Consider the following 18,390-nt stretch of genomic DNA (forward strand, 5'->3'; position numbering starts at 1 on the left):
ATGGATTGGAATAAAACTTATGCAGCAATTTATAGAGCAAGAAAAGACTATTTAAAGCCTATTTTTGAAATCGATCCTATTGCTTTAAAAGATTTAGTAGGTATGGAAAAACAAAAAAAAGCACTTTATGAAAATACTTTAAATTTCATTCAAAACAAAGGGGCAAATCACGCACTTTTATGGGGATCTAAGGGTACTGGAAAATCAAGTTTAATTAAGGCTATATTTAACGAATTTAAAGATCAGGGCTTAAGACTTGTTGAATTAAATAAAGAAGATTTATTTGCCTTAGCAGATATCATCGATGAAATCAGATTAGAAAATTTTAAATTCATACTTTTTTGTGATGATTTTTCTTTTGAGAAGGGAGATGATAGTTATAAATTTTTAAAACCTTTACTTGAGGGAAGCATAGAAAAAGCCCCAAATAATGTAATTATTTATGCGAGTTCAAATCGTAGGCATTTATTAAGTGAAAGCATTGCTGATAATCTTGATACGCAAATTGCACATACAGAACTTCATTTAAGCGATGCTGCTGAAGAAAGATTAAGCTTGAGTGATAGATTTGGTTTGTGGTTAAGTTTTTATCAAGGAAATTTAGAAGAGTATTTAAAGATGATAGATTTTTATTTTAAAGATTATTCTTGTGATAAAGAGCTTTTACACGCTAAAGCTAAAGAATTTACTACTCTAAGAGCAAGTAGAAGTGGTCGTACTGCAAAGCAATTTTATTTGGCTTTTAAGGAGAATTTTAAATGACTGGAGCGCAAATTTTTACCAAGCTTTTAAATTTGGATTTAAATTATCATGATTTTGATTGGCTTGAAAATCAAGGATTGAGTGAATTTGAGCTTTTAATTTCTGTGATTTTAACTCAAAATACAAATTGGAAAAATGTCTTAAAAGCTTTAGACAATTTAAAAAAAGAAAATATTGCAAGCTTAGAACAAATCAATACTTTATCCAATTTAGAACTTGCAACTTTAATTAAGCCTAGCGGATTTTACAACACCAAAGCCAAGCGTTTAAAAGGCTTGGTAGAAAGTATCATAAACACTTATAAAAATTTAGAAAATTTTAAAACAAATGTAAGCAGAGAATGGCTTTTAAATATCAAAGGTTTAGGTTTTGAAAGTGTTGATGGTATTTTAAGCTATCTTTGTAAAAGAGAGATTTTGGTTGTAGATAGCTATAGTTTGCGTTTGGCTTTTTACTTAGGTTATGAGTTTGAAAATTATGAAGAATTAAGAGAATTTTTTCAAAGTGGCATAGAAAGTGAGCAAGAAAATTTGTGTAAAATTTTAGGAAAAAAATGCGAACTTTACGAACTTTATCAAATTTTTCATGCTTTGATCGTAGCTTTTGCAAAACAGAGTTTTAAAGGACAAAAATTAAGCCCTAAGGGTGAAGAATGGATTAAAATTTTAAAGGAAGATTTATGAAAGCAAAAGGAAGTGAACTTATACCTGTTTTAACTATAGCAGGGAGTGATTGTAGTGGTGGAGCAGGGATACAAGCCGATCTTAAAACCTTTAGTGCACACAATCTTTTTGGTATGAGTGTGGTTTTAAGTGTGGTAGCTGAAAATACCGCAAGGGTGATTTCTGTACACGATATACCTACTCAAAGCGTGGACGAACAAATGCTTGCCGTGTTTGAAGATATAGCGCCAAAGGCAACTAAAATCGGAATGATAGGTTCTTGTGAATTAATGAGCTGTGTAGCTAAAAATTTAAGCGAGTTTAAACCTCAAAATATAGTGATTGATCCTGTAATGTTTGCTAAAAATGGTTATGCTTTAATGCCTCAAGAAAATTGTGATTTTTTCAAACAAACCATAGTAAAATTTGCAGACATTCTTACGCCTAATATTCCTGAAGCAGAGTTTTTATGTGGTTTTAAGATTGCCAATGAAGAGCAGATGATAAAGGCAGCTAAGCATTTATGTAGCTTGGGATCTAAGGCGGTTTTACTTAAAGGCGGACATAGTGAAGAAAATGCCAATGATGTGCTTTATGATGGAAAAGAAATTTATATTTTAAAAGGCGAACGCATAGAAACTAAAAATACTCATGGTACAGGTTGTACGCTTTCTTCGGCTATTGCTAGTAATTTAGCTAAGGGCAAGGATTTATTTCACGCCGTTAGTGAAGCTAAAGAATATGTAAGAAATGCGATTTATTATTCACTCAATCTTGGAAAAGGTTGTGGTCCTACAAATCATTTTTTCAAGTTTTTAGATGAAAAATAAATTAGATCTTAGTCTTTATCTAGTTGCTTCTCAGGGAAATAAAAGCGAGGAGTGTTTTTTAAATACTTTAGAAAATGCTATAAAAGGCGGAGTAAGTATCATACAACTTCGTGAAAAAGAGCTTAATGCAAGAGAATTTTATAAACTAGGTTTAAAAGTACAAAAACTTTGCAAGGCTTATAAAATACCTTTTTTAATTAACGATAGAGTGGACATAGCTTTAGCTTTAGATGCTGATGGGGTGCATTTAGGGCAGGAAGATTTAGAAGTAAAACTAGCTAGAAAGCTTTTGGGAGATGAAAAAATCATAGGCTTAAGCCTTAAAAAGCTAGAACAACTTGAGTTCATACAGGGAGCAAATTATCTAGGTTGTGGAGCCATTAAGACAACACCTACTAAAGAAAGTTCGCTTTTAAGCCTTGAGCTTTTAAGTCAAATTTGTGATAAAAGTCCTATAGGGGTTGTAGCTATAGGAGGGGTTGATAAAGCAGTGCTTGATGAGTTAAAGGGTATAAATTTAAGCGGCGTGGCTGTGGTTAGGGCGATCATGGATGCTAAAGATGCTTTTTTGGCAGCTAAAGAGTTAAAGCGTAAAATCTATGAAAATTTACCTTTTAAATGAAACTCCTTTTAAAGGGGTGGAAAATCTTATTTTAAATGAGATTATTTTTTACGATTTTAGTGTGGATTTAAGTTTATATGATGCTTTAATCTGCACCTCAAAAAATGCTTTAAAAGCTTTACAACATGCAAAAATCACTTTAAATTTTAAACTCAATTTATACGCTGTAGGACAAAGTACAGCTCAATACGCTAAAAATTTAGGTTTTAAAAAGATTAAAATTCCATCAAAGGCTTATGGAAAAGATCTTTTTCTTGAATTTAAAGAGGAATTAAAAACGCAAAAATGTTTGTATTTAAGGGCTAAAAATATTGTTTCAACTTTAAATTTGGATCTTAAAAATGTAGGTGTGGATTTAGATGAAGTGATTGTTTATGAAAATGTTTTTAAAAAAGGTGACAAAAAACTTACTCATCCTGCTATTTTTATATTTACCTCTCCTTTAAGTGTAGAAAATTTTTTAAAATTTTATAGCTTAAAAGAAGAAGATAAGGTTGTAGTTATAGGACAAAGCACAGCAAAGAAGCTTTTAAATTTTAAAAATCTTTATATATGCGAAAATCAAAGTCTTTTAGAGTGTGTTAAGCTTGCTAAGACTTTGGTTTAATTTTTTAAATTCCAAAAATTTTCTTTGGGATAAATAATAATGCTTTTTGTGAGTAAAATTTCATCATTGACGTTTTTATCACGATTTAAAGCAATGCTAATGTGGGCTATAATAACACCATCTTTGCTTAAATTTGCATCGGGATTGAAGTTGGAAAATTTAAAATTAACACATTGTGCAATAGGATAAAAATATTTTATTTTAATCAAAGCTTTTGTGTAATTAAAATATATATTATCTAAACATTCTTTATTTTCTTGCTTTGCTTGATATAAAAAATATTTAGAAAATTGTGTTGCATTATGACTTAAAATTTGAGCTTGAAGGTAGTAATAACTATCTTGGATTATTTTTGGAGTGTAGCTAGATATGTTTAAGGTCAAGCTCATCCATAGACTTATTAGTAATATTAAAAAAATTGTCCAAATTAAAACATAAGCTTTTTTCATAGTAAAATTCTTTTTTCAAGGCAATATTTTGTTTGTCTTTTTAGGCAAATTTTTAATTTATTGTTTTGCAGGTTAAATGAGCTTATGTTTTTAGAAATTAATCCTTGTTGGTTTAATTGTCCATTAAATTTTGGCTTTATTTCATATATAAGTTCTCCATTTTGCAATTTGATAACTAATTGAGCTTGCAAAGGAATAAAACTACCTGTAAAATTTGCAGATATACCATTTTCTAAGATGAATATTTTTTCAACCTTATTAATTTTATAAGCATAGCCAATATGTTCATTGTCATTATATAAATCTTTTCTGTTTTGGAGTTGTGTTTTAAAATCAGAATGAGGTGAATAAAGTGTATGATTATTTTCTAAAATAAGAGCAGAATTAATAAGATAAAGTTTATTATCTTTTAGGCTAATTAACTCATCTTTTAAAAGACATTTTAATGTATTTTGTGAAAATGTAATATTAATACAATTTTGTATTAATTTTTCTATTTTAAGCAAGTTTAAATGTGTTTGAGTGATAAGATTGTTTGTATGTAAAGCAGTGAAATTTAAATGATAAAAATCCATTAAAGGTTTTGAAAGTAAGCTAGCTATAAAAGTAAAAAGTATTAGCGATAATATAAGTTCAAAAAGTGTAAAAGCTTTGCTCATTCTTTAAAATAAACACTATAATTTTGATCTTGAAAATATAATTTTTGAAATTGAAATATACCATCATTAACAAACTGTTCTTGTAAAATTATAGGTTTTAAGGCTGAAGTTTGAAGTATGATGGTTTTAAAAATGGGCTTTTCATATAATTCTTCTTGAAGTCTATAGAGTCTTTCAAAAATATTTAAATTTTCATAGTTTTTGTAAAGTTGAGTATAATAATAAAAAATGCCAATGAAAATTAAAGATATGATCGTTATAGCACTAATACTTTCTATAAGTATGAAAGCCTTTTTCATTTAGCGCTGCTAGCATTTATGGCTTCAAAAAAACTTCCGCGAATTGCTTTTTGTTCGAGTATTTTTATGCCTTTTATTGTAACTCCGCCAGGAGAGCAAATATTTTCTTTGATAATAGCTGGATGTTCATGTTCTAGTAAAGCACTAGAGCTTTTAAATAAAGAGCGCGTAAGATTGAGACTAAGTTCTTTTGACAAACCTTCATAAACTCCAGCATTAGCAATACTTTCTGCTATAAGTGCTAAAAAAGCAGGAGCGCAGCCGCTAATCGCCATAGCTGCATTCATTTGTATTTCATTATCTAATTTATAAGCCGAGCCAAAAGTTTTTAAAATGTCTAAAATTTCATTTTCAAAATGAGAGTTTTTAAGTATATATGGTGTGGTTGAAGCCTTATATTTAGCTGCTGTATTAGGCATTATTCTAACATAATTTTGAGCTTTGATGGTTTGTAGTTTTTCAAAATCAACATTGGCTAAAACAGAGATTAAGATACGTGCTTGTCCTTTTAGCATTTGAGCAATATTTTCTAAAGCATAGGGTTTAAATGCTAAAATAACATCTTTACCTTCTATGTTAAAATCTTTGTAAAGTAAGGTTTTAAAGCCTTCTTTGGTGAGGGCTTGAAGTTTTTCTATACTTCTTCCTACTATACAAATTTCATAATCATCTTTTAATCCATAGGCTAAGGCTGTTGCCATAGCTCCATTTGCAAGTATATAGAGCATTATTTTTTAATATAATTAGCAATTTGATCAGCTTGAAAAAAGTCCGGATAATTAACTGTATCTAGTATCACTTGTACCATAGTATTATTATCAAGATTAATGACTACTGGAGCTAGAAAATTCACTGTCGATTCTTCAATGCTTTTTGCTATGGCTACTATATTAAAAATTTTCATATTAGATTCAGGTGTTAAAGAAAGAAGCTCTTGATAATAAGTTGGTATATCAAATTCATAATCAGGTCTAATTAAATAAGGATTAATTAAAACAAAAGAAAAGTCTTTACCATCAAGACTTTTAAGTCTTACAAATACTTCATCGATAGTTGAAAATTCCATATTTTTGGTTTCTTCAAAACCTAAGATAGGGCATTTAACAGCTAGGGTCATGTTTTCTCCTCAAGTTATAATGTTTAATATTTTAACATAAAATAAGCAATAATCATTCCAAAAATTTTAAATTATTTAATTAATTTTATTATAATTTTAGAAGAACATAATTATAAAATCGTTAAAATATAGATTTTTGAGAATATAAATCAAGGTGAAGTATGAAAAAAGGTATTTTTTTATTGGTTTTTTTAAGTGTTTTTTTTAATGCGTGTAGTACGAAAAATGATGAAGGTTTATACAATCTTAGTGCTAGTGAGTGGTATAAGCAAATTATTAAAGATTTACAGGACAAGGATTTGGAAAAAGCCGATGATCATTATAATGGCATGGCAAGTGAGCACATTGCCGATCCTTTATTGGAAACTACTTTAATTATTTTAGCACAAGCTCATATGGATGAAGAGGAATATAAGTTAGCTGAATTTTATTTAGATGAATATAATAAAAAATTTGGAAATTCACGCAATGCTGATTATATTCGCTATCTTAAAATTAAAGCAAAATTTGATGCATTTGCAGTGCCAAATCGTAATCAGGCTTTAATGCTTGAAAGCCAAAAAGAAATAGATACTTTTTTGAAAGATTATCCTTATACAGAATATGAACCTTTGGTTCAGACAATGCTTACAAAATTTAATTTAGCGGTTTTTTATCTTAATAGTACTATAGAAAATCTATACCAGCGCATAGGGCATGATGAAAGTGCACAAATTTATAAACAAAGACTTCAAGAAAGTGAATTTTATCAGCAAAGTATTATCAAACCTGAGCTTCCTTGGTATAGAAGTATATTTGAAAGATTTTAATAAACAAGGAAAATAAATGCAGATTGAAGAGATACAAAATTATCCAGCAAATTTACCAGTATTGGTTGAAGATGAATTATTTTTATATCCTTTTATGATAACTCCTATTTTTATTAACGATTCATCCAATATGAAAGCTTTAGATCTTGCGATTAAAAATGATAGTATGCTTTTTGTTGCACCTTCAAGGTTGGAAAATGGAAGAAATTTTGATGAAATTTATAATTGTGGAGTGATTGGGACTATCATGCGAAAAGTTCCTTTACCTGATGGAAGAGTGAAAATACTTTTTCAAGGATATGCTAAGGGTAAAATTATAGAGCAAGTTTCTAATAAACCTTTGGAAGCCAAGATAGAACTTATAAAAGAAGACTTTTTAGAAGGAACTAAAAAAGAAGCACTTCTTGAAGTTTTAAAAGAGAAGGTAAAAAATTTGGCAAATATTAGTCATTATTTTTCTCCAGATCTTTTAAGAACAATTGAAGAAGGCTTTGATGCATCTAGGATTTGTGATTTGATTTTAAATACTGTGCGTATTAAAAAACAAGTTGCTTATGAGTTTTTTGTTTTAACAGATCTTGAGCAAAAATTAGTAAAATTAATAGATTTAATTGCTCAAGAAATAGAAGCCAATAAAATTCAAAAAGAAATTAAAAATAAAGTACATTCTCGTATTGACAAGGTAAATAAAGAATATTTTTTAAAAGAACAATTAAGACAAATTCAAAAAGAGCTTGGTTCTGATACACAAAAAGAAGATGAGGTTAGAGAATATCAAAAGCGTCTGGAGTTAAAGAAGAAATTTATGCACGAAGACGCTTATAAAGAAATCAAAAAACAAATTGAAAAATTCGAACGCATTCATCAAGATAATTCTGAAGCATCGATGATTCAAACTTACATAGAAACAGCATTAGATATTCCTTTTGAAAAAATTTCTAAGAAAAAACTTGATATTAAAGAAGTTTCAAAACAGCTCAACCATGATCATTATGCATTAAATAAACCAAAAGAACGCATAGAAGAATATTTTGCAGTTAGGGAACTTTTAGAAAAAAGAAAAATAGCAGAAAAAGATGGTGCTAAAGTTATACTTTGTCTTTATGGACCTCCTGGCGTGGGTAAAACTTCACTGGCAAATTCTGTTTCAAAAGCTTTAAAAAGAGAGCTTATTCGCATAGCCTTAGGCGGACTTGAAGATGTTAATGAGCTACGTGGTCATCGTAGAACTTATATAGGCGCTATGCCTGGACGTATTACCCAAGGACTCATAGAGGCAAAACAAATTAATCCTGTAATTGTATTGGATGAAATTGATAAATTAAATCGCAGTTTTAGAGGCGATCCAAGTGCGGTGCTTTTAGAAATTTTAGATCCAGAGCAAAATTCTAAATTTAGGGATTATTATTTAAATTTTAATATTGATTTAAGTAAAGTCATTTTTATAGCAACGGCAAATGATATTAGCAATATTCCTGCACCTTTAAGAGATAGAATGGAATTTATAGAACTTAGCTCTTATACTCCAAGTGAAAAATTTCATATAATGAAAAAATATTTAATTCCAGATGAGCTTAAAAAACATGGCTTAAAATCCAATGAATTATCTATTGATGATGAAACTATAGAGTTAATCATTAGTGATTATACTCGTGAATCAGGAGTCAGAAATTTGCGTCGCAAAGTGGCAGAGTTGTGTCGTAAGAGTGCTAAAAAACTACTTTTAGAAAATATTAAAAAAGTCATTATTAATACAAAAAATTTGAATGAATTTTTAGATAAAAAAGTTTTTGAAATAGAAAAAAATAATGGAGAAAATCAAGTAGGTCAGGTTAATGGTTTGGCTTGGACAAGTGTAGGTGGAGATGTTTTAAAAGTAGAGGCTGTAAAAATTAAAGGTAAAGGAGAATTAACGCTCACGGGAAGTTTGGGTGATGTAATGAAAGAATCAGCTAGAATTGCTTTTAGCATGATAAAAGTTTTAATCGATGAAGGAAAAATAAAAATACCTAAAAAAATAATTATCGATCCTAAAGTTAATGTTTATGATAGTTATAATATTCATATACATGTGCCAGATGGAGCTACTCCAAAAGATGGCCCAAGTGCAGGCATTACGATAAGCACAGCTATTGCTTCTATTTTTAGTGATAGAAAGGTTAAAGCAGATATTGCAATGACAGGTGAAATAGATTTAAAAGGAAAAGTTTTACCAATAGGTGGATTAAAAGAAAAATTAATTGCGGCTTATAAAGCAGATATAAAAATAGCTTTAATCCCAAGAAAAAATTACGAAAGGGATTTAAAAGATATTCCTAGTGAGGTTAGAGACAATATGGAAATCATTGCTGTTGATACTTTTAGTGATGTTTTAGAATATACTTTGGTTTAATTTTATTTTGAGAATAAATGTATATAAAAGCAAACTTTTTATAAGTTTGCTTTTAAAAGATTATAGTCCTTCAAAAGGATTATTGATTACTTCTTTTCTATCCACTATATAAGGGATAAGAGCTACATGTCTTGCACGTTTGATTGCAACTTCTACCATTTCTTGGTATTTTTTGCTTGTACCTGTTAAACGGCGTGGCATGATTTTAAATCTTTCAGATAAAGCATGTTTTAACATTGCTGTATCTTTATAATCAATAAATTCAACTTTTGCTTCAGTGTATTTGCAATATTTGCGAGAGTATTTTCTTTTTTCTGCCATAGTTTATCCTTTAAAATGGTAAATTAGTATCATCGCTATCATAAGCATCGATATCAATTTCTTTTAATTTTTCTTCGTGTTGTGGGTTTTGGTTTCTTTGTGGAGCAGGGTTTGCTTTTGCTTTATTAAAATTTTGATTTTCACTCATATAAGGATCATAGCTTTGATTTTCATAGTTTCCACTATAATTGTTGTTTGAAAAGCTATTATTGCCAATTCCACCTTGTTGTGGAGCATTGGAATTGCCGCCAAGCATTTCCATATTTTCAACTTGAATGCTATGTTTAGAGCGATTTTGCCCATTTTGATCACTCCATTGTTCAAATCTCAAACGTCCTTCTATGAGTACTTTTGAACCTTTTGTAAGGTATTGGTTTGCAACTTCTGCGGTGCGACCATAAAAGCTTATATCAATAAAGCAAGTTTCCTCTCTTTTTTCTCCATTTGTGGTAAATCTTCTTGTTACTGCGATAGCAGAAGCCCCAATAGCACTACCGCTTTGTGCATAACGCATTTCTATATCACGTGTAAGATTTCCAACCAAAACAACTTTGTTAAACATCTTTTTCCTTATTGAATTTCAGGAGCATCTAAAGGTTTGATTTCTTTTTTAGATTGCTTAATCCCGTGGCTTAGTTTTTCCCAAGCTGCAATTTCTTTTTTGTTTTCATATTTTACGATTAAAAATCTTATTACTTCTTCAGTGATTCTTAACACCCTTTCAAGCTCAGCGATCAAGTTTGTAGGAGCTTTGAAATAAATCACAAAATAAGTTCCTCTTTCGTATTTTTTGATTTTATACGCTAATTTTCTAGTGCCCATTGGAACAACAGTTTCAATTTCTGCACCATTTTTGGTTAGGACTTCTTTAACGAATTCCAACTTCGCATTCACTTCCTCTTCGGTAAGTGTTGGTTTTAAGATAAATAAAACCTCATAATGTTTCATTTTTTCTCCTTATGGATATTAAAGCCCATTTTCATGAGCAAGGATTTTGCATAAAGCAAGACTAAATTATATCAAAATATACTTAATTTATACTTCAATAAGTGTTGTAACTTTTTGTAATTACTGTTTATAATTTAAAGGTGAAATTTTAACCTTTTATCTTAATCCGTGATATAATTAATTTAAGTTGCGAATTGTTAAAAAAGGAGGGTGGATATGAATAGTACGAAACCTATTCGTTGGTTTACTTTTATCGTTTTAGTTATTGGCGGAGGAACTGTTTTTAAACTTTCCTCTTTAAAAGATGCCTTTTATGTGCCTATGCAAGAATTTATGAATCTTAGCAATACACAAATTGGACTCGCGCTCTCAGTTTATGGCATAGTGCAAACGGTAGGAAATTTTGCATCTATTTATATAGCAGATAGATTTTCTAAAAAAATACTCATTCCTTTTTCATTGGTTTGTGTGGGTTTGGTTGGAATTTATATTTCTACTTTTCCTTCTTTTTATGGAATTTTAATAGCTTGGGGTTTGCTTTCTTTATTTGGAGAAGTTGTGTATTGGCCTGTTTTGCTTAAAGCCATTCGCTTGCTTGGAGATTCTACTCAACAAGGAAGACTTTTCGGATTTTTAGAAGCAGGACGTGGTGTTATAGATACTATAGTTGCTTCTAGTGCTTTGGGAATTTTTTTACTTTTAGGGTCTGGTGCAGGTGGACTTAAGGCTGCTATATTATTTTATAGCGCTTGTGTGATTATAGCAGGTATTTTGGCATATTTTCTACTTGAAGATGACAAAATTAATACCCAAGATGAGCAAGGAAATGAAATCAGCAAAAACAAAACCGCTTGGAATGGAGTTATTAAAGCGATTAAAACTCCTGAAATTTGGGTGGTATCTTTGACCATTTTTACTATTTATTCTGTGTATTGTGGTTTGACTTATTTTATTCCATTTTTAAAAGATATTTATGGTATGCCTGTGGCTTTGGTTGGTGCTTATGGTATTATCAATCAATACACTTTAAAATTAGTAGGTGGGCCAATTGGGGGATATTTAGCAGATAAAACCTTTAAATCTTCAACAAGATATTTGCGTTTTGCTTTGATTTTAGGAGCCTTGGCCATATTAATTTTTGTTTTTATGCCTCATGAGAAATTAAATATTTATTTTGGTATGAGTTTAACCTTAGGTTTTGCCGCTCTTGTTTTTACTATGCGTGCGACATTTTTTGCACCTGTGGATGAGATAGAAGTACCTAGAGAAATTAGCGGAGCTGCTATGAGTATAGCTTGTATTTTTGGTTATTCTCCACAACTTTTTTGTTTTGCGCTTTATGGTTTTATGATCGATCATTTTAAAGGTTTATTAGGCTATCAAATTGTTTTTGCGTTAATGGGGATTTTTGCTATTTGTGGTGTGATTGTAACTACGATTTTACTTAAGATGATAGCTAGAAAAAAAGCATCAAAAGGAGTGGTATCATGAAAATAGGTTTAGAAACTGAAAGCATGCATTTATGGTTTCAAAATGGCAGGATGGATATATTTTCTTATATCGATTTTGCTAAAAATTTGGGCTGTGAGGGTGTGATTATAAATATCATTAAAGATTTTGGTTTGGATGAAGAATGGGGATGCTTAGGAAGCGATGACGAAAATCATCTTAAAAAAATTAAAGCTAAATTGGATGAATACAATATGTATTGTGAGATCGACTCTAAGGGTTTTAATAAAGATAAATTTGAAAAAATTGCTAAAGTAGCTTCTATTTTAGGCGCTAAAATTATACGCTCTTATGTGCCCTTAACCGATAAAAATAAAAAGGTTAAACATGCTAGCGATGGGGCTTATGATGATTCTAAAATTACTGCTAGATTCGATAAAGAAGATTTTTTAGCTACAAAGGATGAAATAAAAGCTTTGATACCGATTTTGGAAAAATATGATTTAAAACTTGCTATAGAAAATCATGAGTATCAAACTTCAGAGGATTTGCTTGATTTGTTGAAATTGATCAATCATCCTAAAATAGGATTTTTATATGATTTTGGAAATTCCATGATGGCCTATGAAGATCCTATAAAAGCTTGCAAAGACATGGCTAAATATACTTTTAGCACGCATTGTAAAGATCATATAGTTTTCATTGAAGAGGGTGTAGAATATGTTTGTGGCGTTCCTTTAGGAGAAGGAAATTTAGACATTAAAACTTGTGTAGAAATTCTTAAAAAAGAAGGACTTGACCGTATTAATGTAGAGCAATGTTATCCTTATTGTGCGACTTTTAAAAGAGAAAAAGGAACAGGCGGGGTTAAAGAATTAGGTAAAGGGGCTTTTAAGATAGAAAAAGCTTTATTTGAAGATTTAAAAGCTATGCAGTATTATTATCCTCAAGAAGTATCTCAAGAATGCTTAGAGAGGCTTTTAAAACTTCAAAAAAAAGGTTGCGAGAAAAGTGTAGAATATTTAAAAAGTATTATTTAGATAAAATTTGGAATAAATTTTGTTTAATATTTTCAAGCATAGCAAAACGTTTTTTATACATGGAGCGTTTTTGCGAAGGGATTTCTTCTAGGTTTTTTTGCGAGTGGTGGAGCTTGTAGTATTTGTGTTTATCGATTTTTATTAATTCTCCACCATTTTCTAGCCAAATTTTTTGATAATCTACAAAATAGCCCTTTTCTTTTCCTTTTTGAGAACGGATTTGATTTTTTTCATGTACACCTAAAGTAGCTTGAAGTTTTAAAATTTCACAAAGCATCTTAGAGCATTCTATAAGTAAAGCAACAGGGCGCAAACCGTGACATTTTTTAGTTAAAATTTTATTAATTTCTAAAATATTGAAATCTTTGTATTTATATCCTTGTATGCAAGAAAGTAGAAGATTATTTTCTAAAGTAAAGCAAAAATTACATTGTGAAATAGTGTATTTTTTAAATTTTAAAGAAAAAGCCCAAAAACCTTCTTCGTAAACATTATGGTTATATCCTAAAAAAAGCTCAAAATCTTTATCAAAAGAAAAAATCATTTGTTCTTCGGGAAGAAATTTAAAACAAGTAAGTCCCTTATCAACATCATAAATAAGTGTTTTAACGCGTTCATTTGCTTTAAAACTTTTATCGCAAAATCTTCTTATAGCATTGTAGCAAGCATAGGGTCTTTGAGAGAAAAAGTCTTTTAAATGTTTATTTTTTTCTTCATTAAGCGTTTTTTCCAGAAGTCTTACTTGAGGAAAATATAGAATTTTTCTTGCTTGAAAACGCAAATAGCGCCAAAAGATGATACTTTTTCTTCTATCAGTAAAATTTGGAATAGGGTAGGAAAATTTTTTATTCACCTGCAATCCTTGATATATCATTATAAGTTGCAAAGAGCATCAAACTTAAAAGTATTGCCATGCCTGCATAACTTAGATATTCAAAAGCACGCTGTGGAACCTTGCGTCTAAAAATCATTTCATAAATATTAAAAAGTATATGTCCTCCATCAAGCATAGGAATAGGCAAAAGATTTAAAATGCCTAAATTTATAGAAATTAAAGCAGTGATAAATAAAAGTAAAGTAAAGCTATTTTGTGCAGCCTTTGAGGTAATTTCAGTCATGGTAATAATACCACCTAAATTTTTTGCTTCAACTTCACCACTTATGAGTTTTACTATACCCTTGATGATGAGTGTAGAAGCTTGAAAACTTTCTTGTGCGGCATATTTAAAACTTTCTAAACCTTGATGTTTTACAAGAGTGCTTGTACCATTTGGACTGATTCCAAGTTGAGGTTTTTCAATAATTTGCCCAAAGTCATTATATCCTTGTCCTATTTTTGGAGTTAAAATAAATTCTAAATTTTTTCCTTCTCTATTGATTAATATTTTCAAAGGCTCTAAACTTAAATGTTTTGAAATTTCATCAAAGCTTTGAATTTTTACACCGTTGATTTCTAAGATAGTATCATTTTTTTGAAGTCCTATGTCTTGTGCAGCAGAGTTTGGCGCTATGTTTCCTATTTGTGGAGCAAGTTTTTCTAAGCCTAAATTTCCTATGATAATATAAAGAAAAAAAGCTAAAATCAGGTTGAAAAATGGTCCAGCAAAAAGAATATAAATCTTTTTTAAGGGGCTTAAAATGCTATAGCTATCTTTGTCTAGATTTTCAAAACCAGGACGCATATCATCTTGTCCTTTAAGTTTAACATATCCTCCAAGTGGCAAAGCACTTAAGCGATAGTTTGTGCCTTTAAATTCACGTTCTATAAGACTTTTTCCAAATCCTATGCTAAAGACTTCAACTTTTACACCCAAAGATCTTGCAGCTAAAAAATGTCCTAATTCGTGAAAGAAGATTAAAAATGAGATGACTAAAACAGTTGCTAAAAATTCAATAGAATAAAATTTAATTCCTAAAATCAAAATAATAATTAAAAACAATAAAGATCTCATTTTTCTCCTTTTTTTTGAGCTTTTGTATAAGTATAGATGTATTCAAATCCAGAATAAAGAGTTAAAATCAAAGCTATATAAAGTAGAATTTCTCCGCCTATCCACTCCATGATTAAAAATCCTATCGCAGTCATTTGAAAAGCGGTTTTAAGTTTGCCTGCAAAAGAAGCATTGACATTTAAATTTTCACTAATCATCACAACTCTAAAACCTGTGATAAAAAATTCCCTTACTAATATAATATAAATTACCCATTCATTAGCTTTTCCTGTGAGTAAAAGTCCTAAAAAAGCTGCTAAAACAAGCATTTTATCGGCTAATGGATCTAAGATTCCGCCCAGTTTTGTAGTTTGTTTCCAAGTTCTTGCAATATATCCATCGAAAAAATCACTTAAAGCTGCTAATGAAAAAGTTAAAGCAGCAAAATAGTTAATCCAACTTTGATGAATATTTTCAAAATGATGAATTAATAAAAAAAATAGCAAAGGCGCTAAAACCATTCTAAAAATCGCCAAGATATTGGGTAAATTCATAACAAGCCTTGTGAAATTAAATGTAAAATTATAATCAAAATTGTATAAAATTTAAGCAAAGACTTAGTAAAAATACAAAAAAAGAATCAGTTTATTTTTATTTAAATTTTGCTTTTAAGCAAAATTTAAATAAATTTTACAACTTCATCAAAACTAAAACGATTTTTTTGAGGATTTTTTTCATCGTTGCAATATCCTAAAGCCACCACCAAACTTGATCTTTCTTTTTGAATATCAAGTGATAAATAAGAATCAAGCTTTTCTTTATCAAAACCACCTATAGTACAACTTGCTATATTTAAAGCATTAGCACTGTAAAGTATGCTAGCTAGAGCTATATGAGCTTGTTCTCTTGCATAAGATATTTTTTGTTCTTGATTTAGAGATTTTAAAAAAGGCATATAAGTATCTAAGCGTTTTTGAATTTCTGTTTCACTCATATCTCTTTTTCTAAGTTTTTCTTCAAAATAATCTAAAAAATCAAGTCTTGAAATGATGATAATTAATACAGCGCAATCTTTTACATGTTTTTGTTGGTTGCAAATTTTAGAAAGCTCTTCTTTTCTTTTCTCATCTTGCACTACTATAAATTTCCAAGGTTCCAGTCCTAAGGAACTGGGGCTTAATCTTGCTATTTCTAAAATAGAATTTAAATCCTCTTTTTTGAGTTTTTCATTTTTAAAATTTCTACAAGAATATCTTGTGCTAAAAATTTCAAGTTCTTTTTTCATTATTTTTCCTTGTAAAATTCAACGACTTCATTAAAATTTAAGCGTTGAGTAGAATATTTTGGTTCGTGGGCTTTATATCCTAAGGATAAAATTACAGCAGTTTCAAAAGGATAAGTTAAATGAAGAAAATCATCAACCTTAGTTTTTTCAAAGCCGCCTATCATACAAGAATCAATACCTAAGCTCATTGCAGCTAGCGACATTTGCATCATAGCAAGATAGCATTGAAGTTGTGCGTAATGATAGAGTTCATTATCATTCATTGCATTGGTTTTATGGGTGTAAATTTCTAAAATTTTTTGAAAATTTTCTTCGCTAGAACCTGAGAAACGACGCACCTGTTTTTGTGTAAATTCATCTTTGCTTTGAAGATCTTTTCTTGCTAGAAAAATAATATTATGACTCGCACTTGCTACATTTTGTTGATTGTAACATAGGGTTGAGAGTTTAAGATTGTGTTCTTTTTGTTCTAATACTACAAATTTCCAAGGCTCAAATCCATGTGAGCTTGGGGCTAAGACTCCACTTTCTAAGATAAAATGCAAATCCTTTTCATTGATTTTTTTATCATTAAAAAGTTTACAAGCTCTGCGTTTTGAAATTAGTTCTTTAAAATTCATTTTATTCCTTAAAATCAAAAATAATAATATTAATTATAAAATGCAAAGCTTAATCAGAAATATTATAGTTTGATATTTTTCTTAAAAACAAAACCGGATTTTTCAAAACCCATTTTTTGGATATAAAATTTATGAGCTTGTGTTCTAAAAAAACTTGAACTTAGTTCTAATTCTTCATATCCTTGATCTTTTGCCCAAATTTGGATTTTTTTCAAAAAAGCTTGACCTATACCTTTTCCTCTTAAAGTTTCATCTACGACAAAATCACAAATATAAAGACAATGATTATGATAAAGTAGATTAAAGGGTATGACCCCGCAAGCTGCTTTGTAATTTCTCTCATTTTCATAGGCAAAAAGTTTATAATGTTGAGTTTGTGTAGCAAGTTGGATTTTGTCTAAAAAATCTTTCAAAGATAGGTTATTTCTTAATTGTTTTATCAAGGGATAAATTTTTTCCAAGTCTTCTTTTAGCTTAATTTCTTTCATTTTTAAATCCCTTAAATTTCAAAAATCTCAGGTTTTAATTTTAAAAGTAGGCAAAAAGTTGCCAAAACAGCTTGTTCTTGCATAAATTCACGATCCCCATCTAAATAAAGAGTTTCTTGGACAAAAGTTCCATCTCTAAACATTGCACCTATATAAATAGTGCCTGATTTTATTTTTCCCTCATCTTTTTCGCCAACTACTCCGCTAATAGCTAAGGCAAAATCAGGATTAGCTGTTTTAAAAATACCTTTTAGCATAAAATAAACACAACGTTCACTGTATTCGCCATTATTTTCTAAGACGCTTTCGCTAATTCCAAGCCATTCGTGTTTGATGCGGTTGGAATAACTTACAATAGATCCTTCAAAAATTTCACTTACACCTGAAATTTTGGTTAAGGTGCTTGCACAAAGTCCGCCTGTGCAACTTTCAGCAAAAGAAATTTTTAATTTTTTTTCTAAAAGTTTAGAGCTTATAAAATGTATAGGATCTTTACCTAAAAATACTTTTTGTCCAAAAAGATTTTTTACGCTATTTAAAAAACCATCAAGTTTTCCAAAATTAGCGCAAGTGGCCTTAATAAGCACAAGATTATCTAAAAGCTTGGTTGATTTTATACTTATCTCATAAGATTTTGTTAGGGTTTGCAGTAGCAATATAGCGCTTTCATCATCCATACCAAAAATGCAAAAATATGCAAAATTTAATTTTATATGCCCAAGAAGATTGGGTAATTTTTCGCTTGGATTTATTTTAACGACATTGATTTTTGAATTTGAAAAATTACACACAAAGCTATTTTTACTAAATTCTGCTTTATCTGGAACCAAGGTATCATCTTTTAAGATAAGATTATCATCATTTAAAGTTGCTAAAATTTTAGCAACAGTCGCATAATGCAAAGAGCTTGTAAATAAAGTGATAAAATCATACTGATTTAAGAGGTTTTCAAGCAAAAAGGGTAAATCTTTATCGGTTTTATTTTGTATGCGAATTTCGTTAATTTCTTTAAATTTTTCTTCATAAGTTCTATAAATATAATTTTTGAATTTTTCGTTTATAGTAAGCTCATCTCCTATAAGATAAAGCAAATGTTTCAT

The 18,390-nt window shown here is 29.6% G+C and carries 24 protein-coding genes; 9 read left to right on the plus strand and 15 right to left on the minus strand.

Annotation, left to right across the window (positions count from 1 at the left end; all coding sequences use genetic code 11):
- Genes AJN58_RS06730 through AJN58_RS06750 form a run of 5 tightly spaced genes read left to right on the plus strand, consistent with a single transcriptional unit; the run spans window position 1 to window position 3,483 of the window.
- On the plus strand, window positions 1-762 hold the full coding sequence (locus AJN58_RS06730; protein ID WP_070233059.1) for an ATP-binding protein: 762 nt from the start codon (window positions 1-3) through the stop codon (window positions 760-762).
- Complete coding sequence (locus AJN58_RS06735; protein WP_070233061.1) at window positions 759-1,445, plus strand: endonuclease III domain-containing protein; 687 nt, start codon at window positions 759-761, stop codon at window positions 1,443-1,445. Before AJN58_RS06730 ends, AJN58_RS06735 begins: the two co-directional genes overlap by 4 nt.
- Entirely contained in the window at window positions 1,442-2,254 is an 813-nt protein-coding gene (gene thiD, locus AJN58_RS06740) for a bifunctional hydroxymethylpyrimidine kinase/phosphomethylpyrimidine kinase (protein WP_070233063.1), read from the plus strand. Before AJN58_RS06735 ends, thiD begins: the two co-directional genes overlap by 4 nt.
- A complete protein-coding gene (gene thiE, locus AJN58_RS06745) occupies window positions 2,244-2,876 on the plus strand; it encodes a thiamine phosphate synthase (RefSeq protein ID WP_070233065.1) in 633 nt (210 codons plus the stop codon). Before thiD ends, thiE begins: the two co-directional genes overlap by 11 nt.
- Window positions 2,854-3,483 carry a uroporphyrinogen-III synthase gene (locus AJN58_RS06750; RefSeq protein WP_002880802.1) on the plus strand — a complete coding sequence of 210 codons (630 nt, stop codon included), beginning with the start codon at window positions 2,854-2,856 and terminating at the stop codon, window positions 3,481-3,483. Before thiE ends, AJN58_RS06750 begins: the two co-directional genes overlap by 23 nt.
- On the opposite strand, the gene AJN58_RS06755 is transcribed toward AJN58_RS06750, so the two are convergent.
- From AJN58_RS06755 to fliW, 5 genes are read right to left on the minus strand one after another with little or no spacing between them, the layout of a single operon-like run.
- Entirely contained in the window at window positions 3,480-3,932 is a 453-nt protein-coding gene (locus AJN58_RS06755; protein ID WP_002859148.1) for a hypothetical protein, read from the minus strand. The genes AJN58_RS06750 and AJN58_RS06755 overlap by 4 nt on opposite strands.
- Window positions 3,929-4,591 (minus strand): hypothetical protein, encoded by a 663-nt coding sequence (locus tag AJN58_RS06760; protein WP_044779158.1) that lies wholly within the window; start codon window positions 4,589-4,591, stop codon window positions 3,929-3,931. Before AJN58_RS06760 ends, AJN58_RS06755 begins: the two co-directional genes overlap by 4 nt.
- Window positions 4,588-4,890, minus strand: a complete 303-nt coding sequence (locus AJN58_RS06765; protein WP_044779159.1) for a transformation system protein — start codon at window positions 4,888-4,890, stop codon at window positions 4,588-4,590. Before AJN58_RS06765 ends, AJN58_RS06760 begins: the two co-directional genes overlap by 4 nt.
- Window positions 4,887-5,618 carry a pyrroline-5-carboxylate reductase gene (locus AJN58_RS06770; RefSeq protein WP_044779160.1) on the minus strand — a complete coding sequence of 244 codons (732 nt, stop codon included), beginning with the start codon at window positions 5,616-5,618 and terminating at the stop codon, window positions 4,887-4,889. The genes AJN58_RS06765 and AJN58_RS06770 overlap by 4 nt, the downstream gene beginning before the upstream one ends.
- Window positions 5,618-6,007 carry a flagellar assembly protein FliW gene (gene fliW, locus AJN58_RS06775; RefSeq protein ID WP_002852982.1) on the minus strand — a complete coding sequence of 130 codons (390 nt, stop codon included), beginning with the start codon at window positions 6,005-6,007 and terminating at the stop codon, window positions 5,618-5,620. Before fliW ends, AJN58_RS06770 begins: the two co-directional genes overlap by 1 nt.
- Before the next feature lie 161 nt (window positions 6,008-6,168).
- Here fliW and bamD point away from each other — a divergent pair, with 161 nt between their 5' ends.
- Window positions 6,169-6,816 (plus strand): outer membrane protein assembly factor BamD, encoded by a 648-nt coding sequence (bamD, locus tag AJN58_RS06780; RefSeq protein WP_002861799.1) that lies wholly within the window; start codon window positions 6,169-6,171, stop codon window positions 6,814-6,816.
- A gap of 16 nt (window positions 6,817-6,832) precedes the next feature.
- Window positions 6,833-9,208 carry an endopeptidase La gene (lon, locus tag AJN58_RS06785; protein ID WP_002870546.1) on the plus strand — a complete coding sequence of 792 codons (2,376 nt, stop codon included), beginning with the start codon at window positions 6,833-6,835 and terminating at the stop codon, window positions 9,206-9,208.
- Window positions 9,209-9,268: 60 nt separating this feature from the next.
- On the opposite strand, the gene rpsR is transcribed toward lon, so the two are convergent.
- The 3 genes from rpsR to rpsF are packed head-to-tail and all read right to left on the minus strand — an operon-like array spanning window position 9,269 to window position 10,477.
- Window positions 9,269-9,529, minus strand: a complete 261-nt coding sequence (gene rpsR / locus AJN58_RS06790) for a 30S ribosomal protein S18 (protein WP_002853032.1) — start codon at window positions 9,527-9,529, stop codon at window positions 9,269-9,271.
- A 10-nt stretch (window positions 9,530-9,539) separates the two neighbouring features.
- On the minus strand, window positions 9,540-10,091 hold the full coding sequence (locus AJN58_RS06795) for a single-stranded DNA-binding protein (protein WP_002861797.1): 552 nt from the start codon (window positions 10,089-10,091) through the stop codon (window positions 9,540-9,542).
- Between the two features lie 8 nt (window positions 10,092-10,099).
- A complete protein-coding gene (gene rpsF / locus AJN58_RS06800; RefSeq protein WP_002812868.1) occupies window positions 10,100-10,477 on the minus strand; it encodes a 30S ribosomal protein S6 in 378 nt (125 codons plus the stop codon).
- 216 nt (window positions 10,478-10,693) lie between these two features.
- Between rpsF and AJN58_RS06805 the strand changes: the two genes are divergently transcribed.
- Together AJN58_RS06805 and AJN58_RS06810 are read left to right on the plus strand one after the other, a co-directional pair.
- Complete coding sequence (locus AJN58_RS06805; RefSeq protein WP_070210250.1) at window positions 10,694-11,968, plus strand: MFS transporter; 1,275 nt, start codon at window positions 10,694-10,696, stop codon at window positions 11,966-11,968.
- Window positions 11,965-12,966 (plus strand): sugar phosphate isomerase/epimerase family protein, encoded by a 1,002-nt coding sequence (locus AJN58_RS06810; RefSeq protein ID WP_002870549.1) that lies wholly within the window; start codon window positions 11,965-11,967, stop codon window positions 12,964-12,966. Before AJN58_RS06805 ends, AJN58_RS06810 begins: the two co-directional genes overlap by 4 nt.
- Here AJN58_RS06810 and AJN58_RS06815 read toward each other — a convergent pair.
- The 7 genes from AJN58_RS06815 to AJN58_RS06845 form a co-directional block, all read right to left on the minus strand.
- Window positions 12,959-13,819: a VirK family antimicrobial peptide resistance protein gene (locus tag AJN58_RS06815; protein WP_070233066.1), complete on the minus strand. Its 861-nt coding sequence runs from the start codon at window positions 13,817-13,819 to the stop codon at window positions 12,959-12,961. The genes AJN58_RS06810 and AJN58_RS06815 overlap by 8 nt on opposite strands.
- Window positions 13,812-14,918, minus strand: coding sequence for an RIP metalloprotease RseP (gene rseP, locus AJN58_RS06820; RefSeq protein ID WP_002870551.1), 1,107 nt, complete (start codon window positions 14,916-14,918; stop codon window positions 13,812-13,814). The genes AJN58_RS06815 and rseP overlap by 8 nt, the downstream gene beginning before the upstream one ends.
- Entirely contained in the window at window positions 14,915-15,451 is a 537-nt protein-coding gene (gene pgsA, locus AJN58_RS06825) for a CDP-diacylglycerol--glycerol-3-phosphate 3-phosphatidyltransferase (RefSeq protein ID WP_002870552.1), read from the minus strand. The genes rseP and pgsA overlap by 4 nt, the downstream gene beginning before the upstream one ends.
- A gap of 125 nt (window positions 15,452-15,576) precedes the next feature.
- Window positions 15,577-16,182: an NAD(P)H-dependent oxidoreductase gene (locus AJN58_RS06830; protein WP_070233067.1), complete on the minus strand. Its 606-nt coding sequence runs from the start codon at window positions 16,180-16,182 to the stop codon at window positions 15,577-15,579.
- Window positions 16,182-16,802, minus strand: coding sequence for an NAD(P)H-dependent oxidoreductase (locus AJN58_RS06835; protein WP_070233068.1), 621 nt, complete (start codon window positions 16,800-16,802; stop codon window positions 16,182-16,184). The genes AJN58_RS06830 and AJN58_RS06835 overlap by 1 nt, the downstream gene beginning before the upstream one ends.
- Window positions 16,803-16,864: 62 nt before the next feature.
- Window positions 16,865-17,290, minus strand: coding sequence for a GNAT family N-acetyltransferase (locus AJN58_RS06840; protein WP_070233069.1), 426 nt, complete (start codon window positions 17,288-17,290; stop codon window positions 16,865-16,867).
- A gap of 11 nt (window positions 17,291-17,301) precedes the next feature.
- Window positions 17,302-18,390 (minus strand): CinA family protein, encoded by a 1,089-nt coding sequence (locus AJN58_RS06845; RefSeq protein ID WP_070233070.1) that lies wholly within the window; start codon window positions 18,388-18,390, stop codon window positions 17,302-17,304.

The organism is Campylobacter sp. BCW_4321 (assembly GCF_001763075.1).
In the GTDB taxonomy this organism is placed as follows: domain Bacteria; phylum Campylobacterota; class Campylobacteria; order Campylobacterales; family Campylobacteraceae; genus Campylobacter_D; species Campylobacter_D jejuni.